General features: G+C 37.0%; 19 protein-coding genes and 1 other annotated feature. All 19 genes read left to right on the top strand.

Annotated elements, in window-relative coordinates; genetic code table 11:
• Positions 1-282 precede the first annotated feature (282 nt).
• The 19 genes from ctsR (at position 283) to nusG (ending at position 17673) form a co-directional block, all read left to right on the top strand.
• Positions 283-744 carry a transcriptional regulator CtsR gene (gene ctsR / locus AC3WTA_RS27930; RefSeq protein ID WP_001244576.1) on the top strand — a complete coding sequence of 154 codons (462 nt, stop codon included), beginning with the start codon at positions 283-285 and terminating at the stop codon, positions 742-744.
• Positions 745-917: 173 nt separating this feature from the next.
• The gene (gene mcsA / locus AC3WTA_RS27925; RefSeq protein WP_000128403.1) at positions 918-1466 is read left to right on the top strand and encodes a protein-arginine kinase activator protein McsA; all 549 of its coding nucleotides are present in this window, start codon (positions 918-920) and stop codon (positions 1464-1466) included.
• 4 nt (positions 1467-1470) lie between these two features.
• A complete protein-coding gene (mcsB, locus tag AC3WTA_RS27920; protein WP_492333148.1) occupies positions 1471-2535 on the top strand; it encodes a protein-arginine kinase McsB in 1065 nt (354 codons plus the stop codon).
• A 22-nt stretch (positions 2536-2557) separates the two neighbouring features.
• Positions 2558-4993 (top strand): ATP-dependent protease ATP-binding subunit ClpC, encoded by a 2436-nt coding sequence (gene clpC / locus AC3WTA_RS27915; RefSeq protein ID WP_000971181.1) that lies wholly within the window; start codon positions 2558-2560, stop codon positions 4991-4993.
• Between the two features lie 96 nt (positions 4994-5089).
• On the top strand, positions 5090-6466 hold the full coding sequence (gene radA / locus AC3WTA_RS27910) for a DNA repair protein RadA (RefSeq protein WP_492333147.1): 1377 nt from the start codon (positions 5090-5092) through the stop codon (positions 6464-6466).
• A 3-nt stretch (positions 6467-6469) separates the two neighbouring features.
• Positions 6470-7543 (top strand): DNA integrity scanning diadenylate cyclase DisA, encoded by a 1074-nt coding sequence (disA, locus tag AC3WTA_RS27905; protein ID WP_000392165.1) that lies wholly within the window; start codon positions 6470-6472, stop codon positions 7541-7543.
• 160 nt (positions 7544-7703) lie between these two features.
• Complete coding sequence (locus AC3WTA_RS27900) at positions 7704-8807, top strand: PIN/TRAM domain-containing protein (protein WP_000919687.1); 1104 nt, start codon at positions 7704-7706, stop codon at positions 8805-8807.
• Between the two features lie 16 nt (positions 8808-8823).
• Positions 8824-9504 carry a 2-C-methyl-D-erythritol 4-phosphate cytidylyltransferase gene (gene ispD, locus AC3WTA_RS27895; protein ID WP_000288298.1) on the top strand — a complete coding sequence of 227 codons (681 nt, stop codon included), beginning with the start codon at positions 8824-8826 and terminating at the stop codon, positions 9502-9504.
• Between the two features lie 115 nt (positions 9505-9619).
• On the top strand, positions 9620-10096 hold the full coding sequence (gene ispF / locus AC3WTA_RS27890) for a 2-C-methyl-D-erythritol 2,4-cyclodiphosphate synthase (protein WP_000488386.1): 477 nt from the start codon (positions 9620-9622) through the stop codon (positions 10094-10096).
• A gap of 89 nt (positions 10097-10185) precedes the next feature.
• Positions 10186-11643, top strand: coding sequence for a glutamate--tRNA ligase (gene gltX, locus AC3WTA_RS27885; RefSeq protein ID WP_000415158.1), 1458 nt, complete (start codon positions 10186-10188; stop codon positions 11641-11643).
• A gap of 47 nt (positions 11644-11690) precedes the next feature.
• Positions 11691-11937, top strand: a binding site (T-box leader).
• 147 nt (positions 11938-12084) lie between these two features.
• Positions 12085-12750, top strand: coding sequence for a serine O-acetyltransferase (gene cysE / locus AC3WTA_RS27880; RefSeq protein ID WP_000476500.1), 666 nt, complete (start codon positions 12085-12087; stop codon positions 12748-12750).
• On the top strand, positions 12731-14128 hold the full coding sequence (gene cysS / locus AC3WTA_RS27875; protein ID WP_000152265.1) for a cysteine--tRNA ligase: 1398 nt from the start codon (positions 12731-12733) through the stop codon (positions 14126-14128). Before cysE ends, cysS begins: the two co-directional genes overlap by 20 nt.
• A gap of 2 nt (positions 14129-14130) precedes the next feature.
• Complete coding sequence (locus AC3WTA_RS27870; RefSeq protein ID WP_000564264.1) at positions 14131-14538, top strand: Mini-ribonuclease 3; 408 nt, start codon at positions 14131-14133, stop codon at positions 14536-14538.
• The gene (rlmB, locus tag AC3WTA_RS27865) at positions 14535-15278 is read left to right on the top strand and encodes a 23S rRNA (guanosine(2251)-2'-O)-methyltransferase RlmB (RefSeq protein ID WP_000093756.1); all 744 of its coding nucleotides are present in this window, start codon (positions 14535-14537) and stop codon (positions 15276-15278) included. Before AC3WTA_RS27870 ends, rlmB begins: the two co-directional genes overlap by 4 nt.
• Before the next feature lie 3 nt (positions 15279-15281).
• A complete protein-coding gene (locus tag AC3WTA_RS27860; protein WP_000997888.1) occupies positions 15282-15794 on the top strand; it encodes an NYN domain-containing protein in 513 nt (170 codons plus the stop codon).
• A 67-nt stretch (positions 15795-15861) separates the two neighbouring features.
• A complete protein-coding gene (locus tag AC3WTA_RS27855) occupies positions 15862-16521 on the top strand; it encodes an RNA polymerase factor sigma-70 (protein WP_000387198.1) in 660 nt (219 codons plus the stop codon).
• 128 nt (positions 16522-16649) lie between these two features.
• Positions 16650-16796 (top strand): 50S ribosomal protein L33, encoded by a 147-nt coding sequence (gene rpmG / locus AC3WTA_RS27850; protein ID WP_002070160.1) that lies wholly within the window; start codon positions 16650-16652, stop codon positions 16794-16796.
• A gap of 32 nt (positions 16797-16828) precedes the next feature.
• Positions 16829-17008 carry a preprotein translocase subunit SecE gene (gene secE, locus AC3WTA_RS27845; RefSeq protein ID WP_001241321.1) on the top strand — a complete coding sequence of 60 codons (180 nt, stop codon included), beginning with the start codon at positions 16829-16831 and terminating at the stop codon, positions 17006-17008.
• A 131-nt stretch (positions 17009-17139) separates the two neighbouring features.
• Complete coding sequence (nusG, locus tag AC3WTA_RS27840; RefSeq protein WP_000415794.1) at positions 17140-17673, top strand: transcription termination/antitermination protein NusG; 534 nt, start codon at positions 17140-17142, stop codon at positions 17671-17673.
• The last annotated feature ends 10 nt before the right edge of the window (positions 17674-17683 follow it).

Below are 17683 nucleotides of genomic sequence, written 5' to 3'. Positions count from 1 at the left end.
GAACACGGAAGTTAAGCTCTCTAGCGCCGATGGTAGTTGGGACCTTGTCCCTGTGAGAGTAGGACGTCGCCAAGCAACTAAACACGAGTCAAATGACTCGTGTTTTTTCGTGTTTTCTTTTATAATCCATAGTAATTAAAAAATGTGTTTAAATAATTATTATTTTGATTAAATACAGGGGAATGTGGCTAGGATAGTGAATAAGCAAAAGAGTTGCAAATTTTATTAATACGTATATAATTAAAGTCAAAGATAGTCAAAGTCAATAAAGGTGGCGGATAAATGAGAAATATATCTAATATCATTGAGCAATATCTAAAGCAAGTTATTGACTTAAGTAATAATAATGTGATTGAAATCAAAAGAAATGAGATTGCGGATCGATTCGAGTGCGTACCATCTCAAATCAATTATGTAATCAATACCCGTTTTACGTTAGAAAGAGGATTTGTAGTAGAAAGTAAACGTGGTGGAGGAGGTTACATTCGCATTATAAAAGTCAAACTGCATGACGATATAGACATGATCGATCAAATGCTTCATATGATTGATCATAGCGTTGCGCAAGGGAATGCAGAGAGTATGATTATACGTTTAATAGAAGAGGGAATCATAACAAATCGTGAAGCTAAACTTATGTTAAGTGTACTAGATCGTTCTGTATTATCAATGGATGTTCCTTCTCGAGATGAACTTAGGGCTCGAATATTATGCGCAATGTTAAGAACACTGAAATATAAATAAATATAGCTTTTGTAAAAGAATAATAACTAAGAGATAAGGCAGTTAAATATTGTAGAGGTTTTGAAAAAAGAACACGCACTTTTATTTAAACAAGTAAAGGAAAGTGAACAATCTAGTAATGTATGAAAAGTACTATCAGATAGATCGTTCCTATTGTAAAGGTGGGGATAGTGATGACTTGTCAAAACTGTAATATAAGACCAGCAACTTTACATTATACAAAAGTAATCAACGAAAAGAAGACGGAAGTTCATCTTTGTGAGCAATGTGCAGAACAAAGTGGCTATACGTCTTTCTTTCAATCACCGCAGTCTAACTTTTCATTCCATGATTTATTTGCTGGGTTATTACACGATGAATCAACAATGTTTGAAGAAGGACAAAACGGGCTTTCGAATACAAGTATATTAAGGTGTCCAGATTGTAAGATGACATATGAGCAATTTACAAAGGTGGGACGGTTTGGATGTGCTTCTTGTTACGATACATTTAAGGAACATTTAAAGCCATTATTAAAACGTCTGCACGGCGGACATACAGATCATTGTGGAAAAATTCCGGAACGTATAGAAGGAAATCTTCACTTAAAGAAAGAATTAGATGAACTAAAACTCATTCTGAAACAATACGTACAGAAAGAGGAGTTTGAGAAAGCTGCTGAAGTAAGGGATAACATTCGAGGTCTTGAAAATCAGCTTAGTGAGCATAGAGAGGGGGAATAGTTCTATGTCACTGGACAAAATTATGAATGAAGCGATTAGTCCATGGATGAAGGGGGATGGCCCTGATTCTGATATTGTTTTAAGTAGTCGAATTCGTTTGGCTCGTAATTTTAAAAAATATCAATTCTCTACTATGCAAAACGAAGAAGAAGCTAGACAGATTCATGAATTATTTAAAAAGGAATTTATAAATAAAACGGTAGAACCTTTTGGAGAGTTTGAACTATTAAAAATGAATGAATTAACGCCTCTTCAAAGGAGAGTATTAGTTGAAAAGCATTTAATTAGTCCTAACCTTGCAGGAACAGAATATGGAGCATGTCTATTATCAGAAAGTGAACATATTAGTGTTATGCTTAATGAAGAAGACCACATTAGGATACAGTGCTTATTTTCAGGATTACAGTTATCAGAGGCCCTTCAAAGTGCCAATCAAATAGATAATTGGATAGAGGAAGAGGTTGAATATGCTTTTGATGAATCACTTGGATATATAACGAGCTGCCCTACTAACGTTGGTACAGGATTGAGGGCTTCCGTAATGATTCACTTACCGGGACTCGTTTTAACGAAAAGAATTAGCCGCATTATACAAGTAATTCAAAAATTAGGGTTAGTAGTAAGAGGAATATACGGTGAAGGTAGCGAAGCGTTAGGTAATATATTTCAAGTGTCAAATCAAATGACGCTAGGAAAATCTGAAGAAGATATTATTGCAGATTTAAAGAGTGTCGTTCAACAAATCATACAGCAAGAAAAAATGGCTAGAGAATTAATTGTACAAAATTCAAGTATTGAGCTTGAAGATAAAGTTTATCGCTCTTATGGCATACTAGCAAACAGTCGTTTAATTCAATCTGCAGAAGCGGCTACTTGCTTATCAGATGTACGACTTGGTATTGATTTAGGATATATAAAAGGTGTATCGAGAAATATTTTGACTGAGCTAATGGTTCTTACACAACCAGGCATTTTACAACAATATGCAGGCGGACCTTTAGGACCAGAAGAAAGAGATTATCGAAGAGCAACCTTAATCCGTGAGCGATTACGTATTGAAAAAAACTAAGCGCAAGTAGGAGGCGATTTCTATGATGTTTGGAAGATTTACAGAAAGAGCACAGAAAGTATTAGCTTTATCTCAAGAGGAAGCAATTCGTATTGGGCATAATAATATTGGAACAGAACACATTTTACTTGGGCTTGTACGCGAAGGTGAAGGAATTGCAGCAAAAGCGTTAATTGCTCTTGGATTAAGTCCAGAGAAGGTTCAAAAAGAGGTAGAAGCGTTGATTGGACGCGGAACAGAAGCTTCTCAAACTGTACATTATACACCGCGTGCTAAAAAGGTTATTGAGTTGTCTATGGATGAAGCTCGTAAATTAGGTCATTCTTACGTTGGAACAGAGCATATCTTACTTGGTTTAATCCGTGAAGGTGAAGGTGTAGCAGCACGTGTTTTAAATAACTTAGGTGTTAGCCTAAATAAGGCAAGACAACAAGTATTGCAACTTCTCGGAAGTAATGAAGCAAGTTCAGGTCACCAAGGTGGTTCTTCAACGAATGCAAATACACCGACACTGGATAGCTTAGCACGTGATTTAACAGTTGTTGCACGTGAAAATCGTCTAGATCCTGTTATCGGTCGTGGTAAAGAAATTCAACGTGTAATTGAAGTTTTAAGCCGTAGAACAAAAAACAATCCTGTATTAATTGGAGAACCTGGTGTAGGTAAAACGGCAATTGCAGAAGGATTAGCACAACAAATTGTAAATAATGAAGTTCCTGAAACATTAAGAGATAAGCGTGTTATGACACTAGATATGGGTACAGTTGTAGCTGGAACGAAATATCGTGGTGAATTTGAAGATCGTTTAAAGAAAGTTATGGATGAGATCCGTCAAGCTGGAAATATTATTCTATTTATTGATGAACTTCATACATTAATTGGTGCAGGTGGAGCAGAAGGTGCAATTGATGCATCGAACATTTTAAAACCATCTTTAGCACGCGGAGAGTTACAATGTATCGGGGCGACAACCTTAGATGAATATCGTAAATATATTGAAAAAGACGCGGCTTTAGAAAGACGTTTCCAACCAATTCACGTTGATGAGCCAAGTTTAGACGAATCAACTCAAATCTTGAAAGGTTTACGTGATCGTTACGAAGCACATCACCGTGTATCTATTACAGATGATGCAATTGATGCAGCTGTAAAGCTTTCAGACCGCTATATTACAGATCGTTTCTTACCAGATAAAGCAATTGATTTAATTGATGAAGCTGCTTCAAAGGTTCGCTTACGCTCTTATACAACACCACCAAATCTAAAAGAGCTTGAAGTAAAGCTTGAGGAAATTAGAAAAGAAAAAGATGCAGCTGTGCAAAGTCAAGAATTTGAAAAAGCTGCTTCCTTACGTGATATGGAACAACGCTTACGTGAAAAGTTAGAAGATACGAAGCGTCAATGGAAAGAGCAACAAGGAAAAGAAAACTCAGAAGTGACAGTAGAAGATATTGCAAATGTCGTTTCTACGTGGACTCGTATACCGGTTTCTAAACTTGCACAAACAGAGACTGATAAATTATTAAACTTAGAATCCATTCTTCACAACCGTGTTATTGGTCAAGATGAAGCGGTAGTAGCTGTAGCGAAAGCTGTTCGTCGTGCTAGAGCAGGATTGAAAGATCCGAAACGTCCGATTGGTTCATTTATTTTCTTAGGGCCAACAGGTGTAGGTAAAACAGAACTAGCAAGAGCATTAGCAGAATCTATGTTCGGTGATGAGGATGCAATGATTCGCATCGATATGTCTGAGTACATGGAGAAGCATTCGACTTCTCGTTTAGTTGGATCTCCTCCAGGATATGTTGGATATGAAGAAGGTGGACAATTAACAGAAAAGGTTCGCCGTAAGCCATATTCAGTTGTCCTATTAGATGAAGTAGAGAAAGCTCATCCTGATGTGTTTAACATTTTACTACAAGTATTAGAAGATGGTCGCTTAACGGATTCTAAAGGGCGTACAGTTGATTTCCGTAATACAATTGTTATTATGACATCTAACGTTGGTGCAGATGCGTTAAAACGTAATAAACATCTTGGATTTAACGTACAAGATGAGAGCCGCGATTATTCAGATATGAAAGGTAAAGTAATGGATGAGCTGAAAAAGGCATTTCGTCCAGAATTCTTAAACCGTATTGATGAAATTATCGTGTTCCATATGCTTGAGAAAAAACATATTCAAGAGATTGTAACACTTATGGTGAATCAGTTAGTGAAGCGCTTAAAAGAGCAAGAGATTGAATTGCATTTAACAGAAGGAGCGATTTCAGCCATTGCTGATAAAGGATTTGACCGAGAATACGGTGCTCGTCCGCTTCGTAGAGCAATTCAGAAACATGTAGAAGATAGACTATCGGAAGAACTTTTAAAAGGTGCTATTGAGAAAGGACAAAAAGTTATCTTTGATGTTGAAGGGGAATCATTTGTCATTCATAGTGCTGAAAAGGTAAAATAAGTATAGACAAACTAAGAGGGCTACGAGATAGCCCTCTTTCTTGTACGAGAAGGATAAACTGTTTATAGATGAAAGTGAAGTGAAATATAAAACGATATGGCTAAAAAGAAAACAAAATTCACATGTCAAGAGTGTGGTTATCAGTCACCAAAATATATGGGGAAATGCCCTGGTTGTGGTCAATGGAATACGCTTGTTGAAGAGATGGAACCGGTTGTATCATCAAGACGCCTTAATTATGGCAATGCAATTCAATCGGAAGTAACAAAACCAAGACGCCTAACAGAAGTAGAAACAAAATCTGAGGCACGTATTGAAACGAAATTCCAAGAGTTTAATCGTGTACTTGGTGGTGGGATTGTAGATGGATCCTTAGTGCTTATTGGTGGAGACCCTGGGATTGGGAAATCAACATTGTTATTACAAATTTCATCGCAATTAGCAGATTCTTCATATGATGTACTATACATATCAGGTGAGGAGTCAGCAAAGCAGATTAAACTTCGTGCAGATCGTTTGCATGTAAAGGGTAGTAATCTATTTGTTGTAGCAGAAACTGATCTACAGCGAATTGCAGCGCACATTGAAGAGATGAATCCGGCTTTTGTTGTTATTGACTCTATTCAAACGATACATTTACCTGAAGTGACGTCAGCCCCAGGAAGTGTAGCGCAAGTACGTGAATGTACAGCGGAACTAATGAAACTTGCAAAAACGAAAGGGATTCCTATTTTTATCGTCGGACATGTAACAAAAGAGGGGGCAATTGCAGGACCTCGTATGTTAGAACATATGGTCGATGCAGTTCTTTACTTTGAAGGAGATCGTCATCATACATATCGTATTTTGCGAGCTGTGAAGAATCGTTTTGGTTCCACGAATGAAATGGGTATTTTTGAAATGAAAGAGCTTGGTCTTGCGGAAGTCTTAAACCCTTCTGAAATTTTTCTTGAGGAAAGACCCGTTGGAGTCGCAGGATCAACAGTAGTTGCCTCAATGGAAGGAACAAGACCGGTTTTAGTAGAAATACAAGCATTAATCTCCCCTACTAGTTTTGGAAACCCTCGAAGAATGGCGACGGGAATTGATCATAACCGTGTATCGCTTATTATGGCAGTGCTAGAAAAAAGAACAGGTTTATTATTGCAAAACCAAGACGCATATTTAAAAGTAGCAGGTGGCTTGAAATTAGATGAACCAGCAATTGATTTAGCTGTGGCTTTAAGTATTGCTTCAAGTTTTAGAGATAAATCTACGACACCAACTGATGCAGTAATAGGAGAAGTAGGATTAACTGGAGAAATAAGAAGGGTATCAAGAATTGAACAACGTGTACAAGAAGCAGCTAAATTAGGATTTCAACGTGCTATTATTCCTAGAAAAAATTTGGGGGGATGGACAATTCCGGATGGGATTGAGGTAGTAGGTGTATCTAATTTAGGGGAAGCGCTTCGTTTGACATTAGGAGGCTAGGCTATGGAAGAAAACAAGCAACGTGTCAAAAGTATGATTAATATTTTACAGCTCGTGGCCCCAGGAACACCACTGCGCGAAGGGATAGATAATGTGCTTCGCGCACAAACAGGGGGACTAATTGTTCTTGGATATAATGAACAAATTAAAAGTATTGTTGATGGGGGATTTCACATTAATTGTGCATTCTCTCCTGCTAGTTTATACGAATTAGCAAAAATGGATGGGGCACTTATTTTAAATGAAACTGGAAGTAAAATTTTAATTGCAAATGCACAGTTAGTTCCAGAGGCATCTATTGATTCTATTGAAACAGGTATGCGCCACCGGACGGCAGAGCGTGTAGCAAAGCAGACAGGTAGTCTCGTTGTAGCTATTTCACAAAGACGTAACGTAATTACACTATATCAAGGGAATTTACGTTATACACTAAAGGATATAGGTGTTATTTTAACGAAGGCAAACCAAGCTATTCAAACGTTAGAAAAATATAAGGCTGTATGGAATGATGGTATTACAAATTTGGGCATTCTAGAATTTGAAGAAGTCGTTACAATGTCCGAGGTGGTTCATGTGTTACATAGTGTTGAAATGGTACTGCGTATTAAAAATGAAATATTGAGCTATATTCATGAGCTAGGAACAGAAGGTAGGTTAATTCGTTTACAACTTACAGAACTACTAGCTGATTTAGAGGCAGAGGCAGCGTTATTAATTAAAGATTATTATCAAGAAAAAACACAAGACCATCATCAAATTTTGAAAAAGTTACAAGATCTTGCGAATACACAACTTCTAGAGGATAGCGATTTAGTTAAATTGCTTGGCTACCCAGGACAAATGAGTTTAGAAGAAAGTGTGACGCCGAGAGGATACCGAATCACAAGCAAAATTTCGCGCGTTCCGCCACTTATAATTGAAAATTTAATTAATCGATTTAAGACTTTGCAAGGTGTTTGTCGAGCAACTATTAATGAATTGGATGATGTGGAAGGAATTGGAGAAGTCAGGGCGAAGAAAATACGAGAAGGCCTAAAAAGAATCCAAGAGCATCTCTATATGAGTAGACACAATTAAGAATATTACATTGATTCTATAATATAACGACACTAGAACATTTTTGGTATATGATATGGTATATTGGTAAATAAAACTATTTATAAAAAAACACGTCCGCTTTTGCATTCGGCGTTTTGATTAGCGAAACAATGGTTAATAATGAGTAGGAGGTGGTTGGATGTTAAAACGAATTGTACAGCTCTTCTTTCTAGTAATTGGCGGAGCGTTAGGGATTTACTTAATCCCAAAAGTTATTAATGTATTAGACATGGGTGCTGTTCCTTTATTGGAAGGATCGTATGTTCGAGCAATTATTGGTGCAATTATTTTATTTTTAACAACATTTTGGCTTGTAGATTATATTGTTCAACTTATTAAGCATATTGAAGAGGCTCTTGTAAAGGCGCCTGTAGCGGATGTTTTATTTGGTACATTAGGGTTAATCTCGGGTCTTATTGTTGCATATTTAATTTTAATACCAATTCGTGAATTTACAATTCCAGTTATTAGTACAGTATTGCAAGTGTTCTTTACTCTTTTGCTTGGATATTTAGGATTCCAAGTAGGGTTTAAAAAGAGGAATGAATTGCTAGGATTATTTACATTACCACAACGTGGGAAGAAGAAAAATAATAATAGTGAGAATGAAGAAACTGAGGTAGAAGAATCTACAACTCATTGGAAAATTCTCGATACGAGTGTAATTATCGATGGGCGTATTGCTGATATTTGCCAAACAAAGTTTTTAGAAGGAACAATTGTGATTCCACAATTCGTGTTAGAAGAACTTCAGCACATTGCCGATTCTTCTGATGCTTTAAAGCGTAATCGTGGTCGCAGAGGATTAGATATTTTAAATCGTATTCAAAAAGAGATGCCGATTCCGGTAGAAATTTATGAAGGCGATTTCGATGATATTCAAGAAGTGGATAGCAAACTTGTAAAGTTGGCGAAAATCACTGGTGGAACGGTAGTAACGAATGATTTCAACTTAAACAAAGTTTCTGAATTACAAGGGGTAACGGTGTTAAATATTAACGATTTAGCTAATGCAATTAAACCTGTTGTACTCCCAGGTGAAGAACTGAGTGTTTATGTTGTCAAAGATGGAAAAGAACAAAATCAAGGTGTTGCATATTTAGATGATGGCACGATGATTGTAGTAGAAGATGGTAGAGAATATGTGGGTTCACAACTCAATGTGCTCGTTACTAGTGTGTTACAAACATCGGCTGGGCGTATGATTTTCGCCAAACGTAAATTATTAGAAAAAGCATTATAAGTAGAGGATTATTAATATGTATACATTAATTATTCCAGCAGCTGGTCAAGGTAAGCGGATGGGTGCTGGTAAAAACAAGTTGTTTTTACTTATTAATGAAGTACCGATTATTGTGCATACGTTACGTGCTTTTGAAAAAGATAAAGCATGCAAAAGTATTATTATGGCAATTAACGAAGAAGAACGTCCGTATTTTGAAGAATTAATGCAAAAGTATCCAATTGAAAAGCCAGTACAATTTATTCAGGGCGGAGCCGAAAGACAAGATAGTGTATATAACGCCATTCAGTATACTAGTGATGTTGAGTATGTTCTTGTACATGACGGCGCGCGTCCATTTGTAACGAATAAAGTGATTCAAGATGTATTAACTGCAGCGGAAAAATATGGAGCGTCCATTTGTGCGGTACCAGTGAAAGATACAGTTAAGAAAGTAGAGCAGGGTATCGTTGTCGAAACGGTAGAAAGATCTCAGCTTAAAGCTGTACAAACACCACAAGGGTTCGCTGTTTCTCTTTTGTTAGAAGCTCATAGAAGTGCAAAACAGGGTTGTTTCCTTGGTACAGATGATGCAAGTCTCGTAGAACGTATCGGGAAGCAAGTAGGTGTAGTAGAGGGGAGTTACTATAATATTAAAGTGACGACTCCAGAGGATTTATTAATTGCTGAAAGTTTCCTTCATGTTCAAAAGAAATGACAGTGATGATTATAGCGAAAAAAAGCTCGGCAACAGCCGGGCTTTTCTTTATAAGGATAGCGATATAATATAGAATCATAAAGCTCTGTAGTTTAGCTTGAGGAGGATGTAAAAAATGTTTCGAATTGGACAAGGTTTTGATGTGCATGAGTTTGCGGAAGGTAGACCGTTAATTATTGGTGGAATTACAATTCCTCATGAGAAAGGATTAATTGGTCATTCAGATGCAGACGTATTGTTACATACGATTGCGGATGCATGTTTAGGTGCAATTGCAGCTGGGGATATTGGAAAGCACTTCCCTGATACAGATCCTGCTTTTAAAGATGCTGATTCAGCTGTATTGCTGCAAAAGGTTTGGGAATTTGTACGTGAACAAGGTTACGAGTTAGGGAATCTAGATTGTACAATTATTGCTCAAAAGCCAAAGATGGCACCACATATTGAAAGTATGCGTAAACGTATTAGTGAACTATTAGAAACGTCTATTGACAATATCAATGTAAAAGCAACAACAACAGAAAAATTAGGATTTACAGGTAGAGAAGAAGGAATTGCTTCTCAAGCAGTTGTTTTATTACAGAAAAAATAATGGTTTTTAATTCGTAAGATGGATAATCACATTTTTTTGGTGTACAATTATAGAATGTGTTGACATTAAGAATGGAAGGTGTACCAATTATGGAAAAGCAAGTGAGAGTGCGCTATGCGCCAAGTCCAACAGGACACTTACATATCGGAAATGCGCGTACGGCATTATTTAATTATTTATTTGCTCGTCATCAAGATGGTAAGTTTATTATTCGTATTGAAGATACTGATGTGAAACGTAATGTTGCTGGTGGAGAAGAAAGCCAATTAAAATACTTGAAATGGCTCGGTATGGACTGGGATGAAGGTGTTGATGTTGGTGGTGAATTTGGACCATATCGTCAAACAGAGCGTTTAGATATTTATAAAAAATTATATGAAGATTTATTAGAGCGCGGTTTAGCTTACAAATGTTATATGACAGAAGAAGAGCTAGAAGCAGAGCGTGAAGGTCAAATCTCTCGTGGTGAAACACCGCGTTATGCTGGAAACCACCGTGATTTAACTGAGGAGCAAATGAAGGGATTTGAGGCTGAAGGCCGCATTCCGAGTATTCGTTTCCGTGTACCGGTTGATCGCGACTACACGTTTAAAGATATCGTAAAAGATGAAGTTGCATTCCATTCAAATGATTTCGGTGATTTCGTTATCGTGAAAAAAGATGGAATTCCAACTTATAACTTTGCGGTAGCAGTAGATGATCACTTAATGGAGATTACACATGTACTTCGTGGTGATGATCATATTTCAAATACGCCAAAACAAATGATGATTTACGAAGCTTTCGGTTGGGATATTCCGCAATTTGGTCATATGACTTTAATTGTAAACGAAAGCCGTAAAAAGTTAAGTAAGCGTGATGAATCTATTATTCAATTTATTGAGCAATATAAAGAGCTTGGATATCTTCCAGAAGCAATCTTTAACTTTATTGCACTATTAGGTTGGTCGCCAGTAGGAGAAGAGGAAATCTTCTCTCAAGATGAGTTTATCAAAATGTTCGATGCAGCTCGTTTATCAAAATCGCCTGCATTATTTGATTCTCAAAAACTAAAATGGATGAACAACCAATATATGAAAAAGCAAGACTTAGATATGGTGGTAGAGTTAAGTTTACCGCATCTAGTGAAAGCTGGACGTATAGGTGAAACTTTAAGTGAACAAGAACAAGCTTGGATTCGTGATGTAATTGCGTTATATCATGAACAAATGAGTTTTGGAGCTGAAATTGTAGAGCTTTCTGAAATGTTCTTCAAAGATCATGTTGATTATGAAGAAGAAGGACAAGAAGTATTAAAAGGTGAACAAGTACCAGAAGTACTTCGTGCATTTGCGGGTCAAGTAGAAGCACTAGAAGCGATGGAACCAGCAGCAATTAAGGCGGCTATTAAAGCAGTGCAAAAGGAAACAGGTCATAAAGGTAAAAACTTATTTATGCCAATCCGTGTTGCAACTACTGGTCAAACACATGGCCCAGAGCTTCCTAATGCTATTGCACTTCTTGGAAAAGAAAAAGTTTTAAATCGTCTTCAAAAAGTAATTGGTTAACATTTTCTAGATTTAGAAATATAATAAGTATACTTAAAACCTAATAAGGAAAAGCGACGAGAAGGAGAAGTAGAAAATCAGGCTTTTTACAGAGAGAACCACCTTTAGGCTGGAAGTGGTTTATAAGCGGATTTTTGAAATGCCCCTTCGAGTCTTCTGCTGAACAGCGAATTGTTTTATGAAACGTCTTAGGGCGTAAAGTAAGCAGAAGCGGTGTACACCGTTATCAGAGATGAGTTTGAGGCTTTTTTTAGCCTAAACAGAGTGGAACCGCGCTTATAAGGCGTCTCTGTCAATATGACAGAGGCGTCTTTTTTTATACCGTAAAAGTGGATATGAGTATAAGTTTTATCCCTGTGTATAAAGATTTAGGGGGATAAGTAGGGAGTAAAGGGAGTTAGTTCACTCGAAAAAGCAGCCCATAAAGGGGAGGGAACATCGATGTTTAAGAGGCTTCGGGAAGATATTGAAGTCGTTTTTGAACAGGATCCAGCGGCAAGAAGTTATTTCGAAGTCATTTTGACTTACTCTGGATTACATGCAGTTTGGGCCCATCGAATTGCACATGCTTTTTATAAAAAGAATTTCTTCTTTATTGCACGTTGGATCTCGCAAGTTAGTCGTTTCTTTACTGGTATTGAGATTCATCCAGGAGCAACAATTGGTCGTCGTTTTTTCATAGACCATGGAATGGGGGTTGTAATTGGAGAAACGTGCGAAATTGGTGATAATGTAACGATCTATCAAGGTGTTACATTAGGTGGTACGGGTAAAGAAAAGGGGAAGAGGCATCCTACAATTCAGGATAATGTATTAATTGCAACAGGTGCTAAAGTACTAGGTTCTATTACAGTTGGAGAGAATTCTAAAATTGGAGCAGGGTCTGTCGTATTAAAAGAAGTGCCTGCACATTCTACAGTTGTAGGTATACCTGGCCGAGTCGTTATTCAAAATGGAGTAAAGATCGGTCAAGAATTAAATCATTCTGACCTTCCAGACCCAATTTTTGATAAGTTAAAGGTCATGGAAGTAGAACTTGATAAATTGAAAAAACAACTTGAAGTAAAGGTAGAAAGGAAGGATAAAAATGACTATTCACATTTATAATACGTTAACGCGTCAAAAGGAAGAGTTTACTCCATTAGAAGAAAATAAGGTAAAGATGTATGTGTGTGGACCTACAGTTTATAACTATATTCACATTGGGAATGCAAGACCACCTATGGTATTTGATACGGTACGCCGTTATTTAGAATATAAAGGGTATGATGTGCAGTATGTATCTAACTTTACTGACGTAGATGATAAATTAATTAAAGCAGCAAATGAATTAGGTGAAGATGTGCCGACAATTGCTGACCGTTTCGTTGAAGCGTATTTTGAAGATGTAACGGCACTAGGTTGCAAACATGCAACAGTTCATCCGCGTGTAACGGAAAATATGGATATCATTATTGAATTTATTCAAGAACTTGTGAATAAAGGATATGCATATGAATCAGAAGGTGATGTGTACTTTAGAACGAAGGAATTTGAAGGATACGGTAAATTATCGCATCAACCGATCGCCGACTTACGTCACGGTGCACGCATTGAAGTAGGAGAAAAGAAACAAGACCCTCTTGATTTTGCTTTATGGAAAGCTGCGAAAGAAGGAGAAATCTTCTGGGAAAGCCCTTGGGGGAAAGGTCGTCCAGGCTGGCATATTGAATGCTCGGCAATGGCGCGTAAATACTTAGGAGATACAATCGATATTCATGCTGGTGGTCAAGACTTGGCATTTCCTCATCATGAGAATGAAATTGCGCAGTCTGAGGCGTTAACAGGAAAAACATTTGCACGTTATTGGATGCACAATGGATATATTAATATTAATAATGAGAAGATGTCTAAGTCACTGGGGAACTTCATTTTAGTTCACGATATCATTAAGCAATATGATCCACAGCTAATTAGATTCTTTATGCTATCGGTACATTACCGTCACCCAATTAATTTCAGTGAGGATTTACTACAAAGTACAAATAACGGACTGGAAAGAATTAAAACGGCTTACGGTAATTTAAAACACCGTATGGAAAGTAGTACTGATTTAACAGATCATAATGAGAAATGGTTAGCAGAACTGGAAAAATTCCAGACTGCATTTGAAGAAGCAATGAATGATGACTTCAACACTGCTAATGCAATCACTGAGTTATATAATGTAGCAAATCATGCAAATCAATATTTACTGGAAGAACATACGTCTACAGTTGTAATTGAAGCATACGTAAAACAACTTGAAACATTATTTGATATTTTAGGGTTAGAATTAGCGCAAGAAGAGTTGCTTGATGAAGAAATTGAGGTACTTATTCAAAAGCGCATTGAAGCTCGTAAAAATCGTGATTTTGCATTATCAGATCAAATTCGCGATGATTTAAAAGACCGTAATATTATTTTAGAAGATACCGCTCAAGGTACAAGATGGAAAAGAGGATAAGAATGATTGATGCAAAGCAATTAAACAGCTTAGCGTTAGCATATATGGGTGATGCGGTATATGAACAATATATCCGCTATCACCTACTTCAAAAAGGGAAAGTTCGTCCTAATCAATTACATCGATTAGGGACAAGCTTTGTTTCGGCAAAAGCACAGGCGAAAGTTGTTTATCATTTATTAGAGACGGCATTTTTAACAGAGGAAGAAGAGGCGGTACTAAGAAGAGGGCGTAATGCAAATTCAGGTACTGTCCCGAAGAATACTGATGTACAAACATATCGATATAGTACAGCCTTTGAAGCGCTAATTGGCTATCATCACTTATTAAATAATCGTGAAAGATTAGACGAAATTGTATATAAGGCAATTTCTGTTTTAGAAGAAAAGGAAGGGGGCACATCATCATGAGTAGTGAATATATTATCGGACGTAACCCTGTAATTGAAGCGTTACGCTCAGGAAGAGATATTAATAAAATTTTGATCGCGGAAGGTGCTGCCAAAGGACAAATACAAATTGTACTAGCACTAGCGAAAGAAAATAAGATTATTTTACAACATGCACCAAAGAAGAAGTTAGATCAATTAGTTGAGGGGAACCATCAAGGTGTAATTGCTCAAGTGGCTGCATATCAATACGCTGAGCTAGAAGATCTATTTAAAGTAGCAGAGAAGCGTAACGAAGATCCGTTCTTCTTAATTTTAGATGAAATTGAAGACCCGCATAATCTAGGTTCTATTATGCGTACTGCGGATGCAACGGGAGCTCATGGAATTATTATTCCGAAAAGAAGAGCTGTGGGACTTACTGCATCAGTTGCGAAAGCATCGACTGGAGCGATTGAATATATTCCTGTTGCACGTGTAACGAATTTATCTCGTACAATCGATGAATTAAAAGAACGTGGACTTTGGATTGCTGGTACAGATGCAAAAGGGAAAACGGATTACCGTAATTTAGATGGTAAAATGCCAATTGGATTAGTAATTGGAAGTGAAGGAAAAGGTATGAGTCGTATTATTGGTGAAAAATGTGATTTCTTAATTACTTTACCGATGGTCGGTAAAGTTACATCCTTAAATGCTTCAGTAGCCGCAAGTTTGTTAATGTATGAGGTATATCGTAAGCGTCACGAAATTGGTAAATAAAAAATGAACGATATTTTAATCGTTGACGGTTACAACATTATCGGAGCTTGGGGAGACTTGAAGAAACTACGGGATGTAGATTTGCAATCATCAAGAGATGCACTGATTGATAAGATGGCGGATTACCAAGGATACACAGGTACAAAGGTAATGATAGTCTTTGATGCTTATACAGTCCAAGGTATTGAAAAAAAGATGAAACAATCGCGCGTGGAAGTCATATTCACGAGGAAGAATCAAACTGCAGATGAAAAGATAGAGCAGCTTGCGATTGAGCTTAGAAATATAAATACGCAAATATATGTTGCGACTTCTGATTATACGGAACAATGGGTTATATTTGCGCAAGGTGCTCTTCGGAAATCTGCACGTGAATTAGAGTTGGAAGTACAAGCGATGGAGCAACAAGTAAGAAGGCGTACACAAGACACAAAAGAAAAGCAACCCGCCATGCGAAAGATATTTAGTAAAGATATTACAGAAAAATTAGAAAAATTAAGAAGAGGAGAGCGTTGAAGCATTGACGCTCTTTATCTTTTTACTGTATAATATTGCTAAATAAATAGCGGTCGGAGGGATCAAGGTGGAAGCAGGCTTCGTAAGTGTAGGCGACGTTACATTTCGTGATTTAGAGGATGAGGCAATCGTTGAGTTAGTTCGAAAAGGTAATACTGACGCTCTAGAATATTTGATTCACAAATATAAGAACTTTGTTCGCGCGAAATCAAGATCTTATTTCTTAGTGGGTGCCGATCGAGAAGATATTGTTCAAGAAGGTATGATTGGATTGTTTAAAGCGATTCGTGATTATAAAGAGGACAAGCTGTCTTCATTCAAAGCATTTGCTGAACTGTGTATCACTCGGCAAATTATTACCGCTATTAAAACAGCAACAAGGCAAAAACATATTCCGTTAAATTCATATGTGTCTTTAGATAAGCCGATTTATGATGAGGAATCTGATCGGACATTATTAGATGTTATTTCGGAAGCGAAGGTAACGGATCCTGAAGAAATGATTATAAGTCAGGAAGAATATACAGACATAGAATCTAAAATATCTGAATTATTAAGCGATTTAGAAAGGAAAGTGCTTTCTTTATATCTAGATGGTCGTTCTTATCAAGAGATTTCAGAACAGTTAAATAGACACGTGAAATCTATTGATAACGCTTTACAGAGGGTGAAGCGGAAATTGGAACGATATATGGAAATGAGAGAGAGTACCACTTTAAATTCATAACAAATGCTACAGGTGTAAAAAATCACCTGTTTTCTTTTTGTAGAGAGTGCAAAAGGCATGTCATTGACATTGTCTTTTGTTGTATGATACATTTTTAGGGACATAATGTTACAAGGTTGGTGTAACTAATGAGGAAAAAAGTTGTACTCTCATGTGAAGAGTGTAAAAATCGAAACTACTCTACGATGAAAGATACGAGCTCAGTAGAGCGACTTGAAATAAAGAAGTTTTGTAAAACATGCAATCAGCATACAGTTCACAAGGAAACAAAATAAATAATTGAAATAATACACTGGAGGTCCCGTAGATGCGTTTAACGAACTTTTTCGGCGATGTAGGTCGCGAAATGAAAAAAGTAAGTTGGCCTAAAAAAGATGAATTACTCCGTTCAACAGCGACTGTTATCGCTACAGTTGTCTTCTTTGCGATTTTCTTCGCAGTGGTTGATATGGGCATTTCTTCTTTAATTCGGTTAATTCTTGGTTAATTCTTGAATAAGAAGCACTTATCCATGATATAATGTTATTTATAAGAACTGTGTAAAAGCCCGGTGAACGGGTTTTTTCATTTGCGCAAAAAAATGTACGTCAGGGAGGGAAGGACGCTCGTCCTAAATGAATGGAAAAAAGTTGGTATGTTGTCCATACTTATTCTGGATATGAAAATAAAGTAAAAGCAAACCTAGAGAAACGTGTAGAATCAATGGGTATGCAAGATAAAATTTTCCGTGTTGTTGTCCCGGAAGAAGTAGAAGTAGAAATGAAAAACGGTAAAGAAAAATTAATGAAAAGAAAAGTGTTCCCAGGTTATGTATTAGTAGAATTAATCATGACTGATGACTCTTGGTATGTTGTACGTAACACGCCAGGTGTAACTGGGTTCGTTGGTTCTTCTGGTTCTGGATCTAAACCGTCACCTCTATTAGAAGAGGAAGTGGTTACCATTATGAAGCATATGGGAATGGACAACGAAGTGGTTGATTTCGACTTTGAACTTCATGAGACAGTGCGTGTAAATGAGGGGCCATTCGCAGATTATACAGGTGCTATTGAAGAAATTGATGTGGAGAAGAAAAAGGTTAGCGTGCTTGTGGACATGTTTGGTCGCGAGACTCCAGTTGAGCTTGACTTCCATCAAATTGAAAAATTATAAAATGAAACTT

The sequence above is a fragment of the Bacillus sp. EB106-07-01-XG149 genome (assembly GCF_058791555.1).
This window is presented reverse-complemented; position numbering and strand designations above follow the sequence as displayed.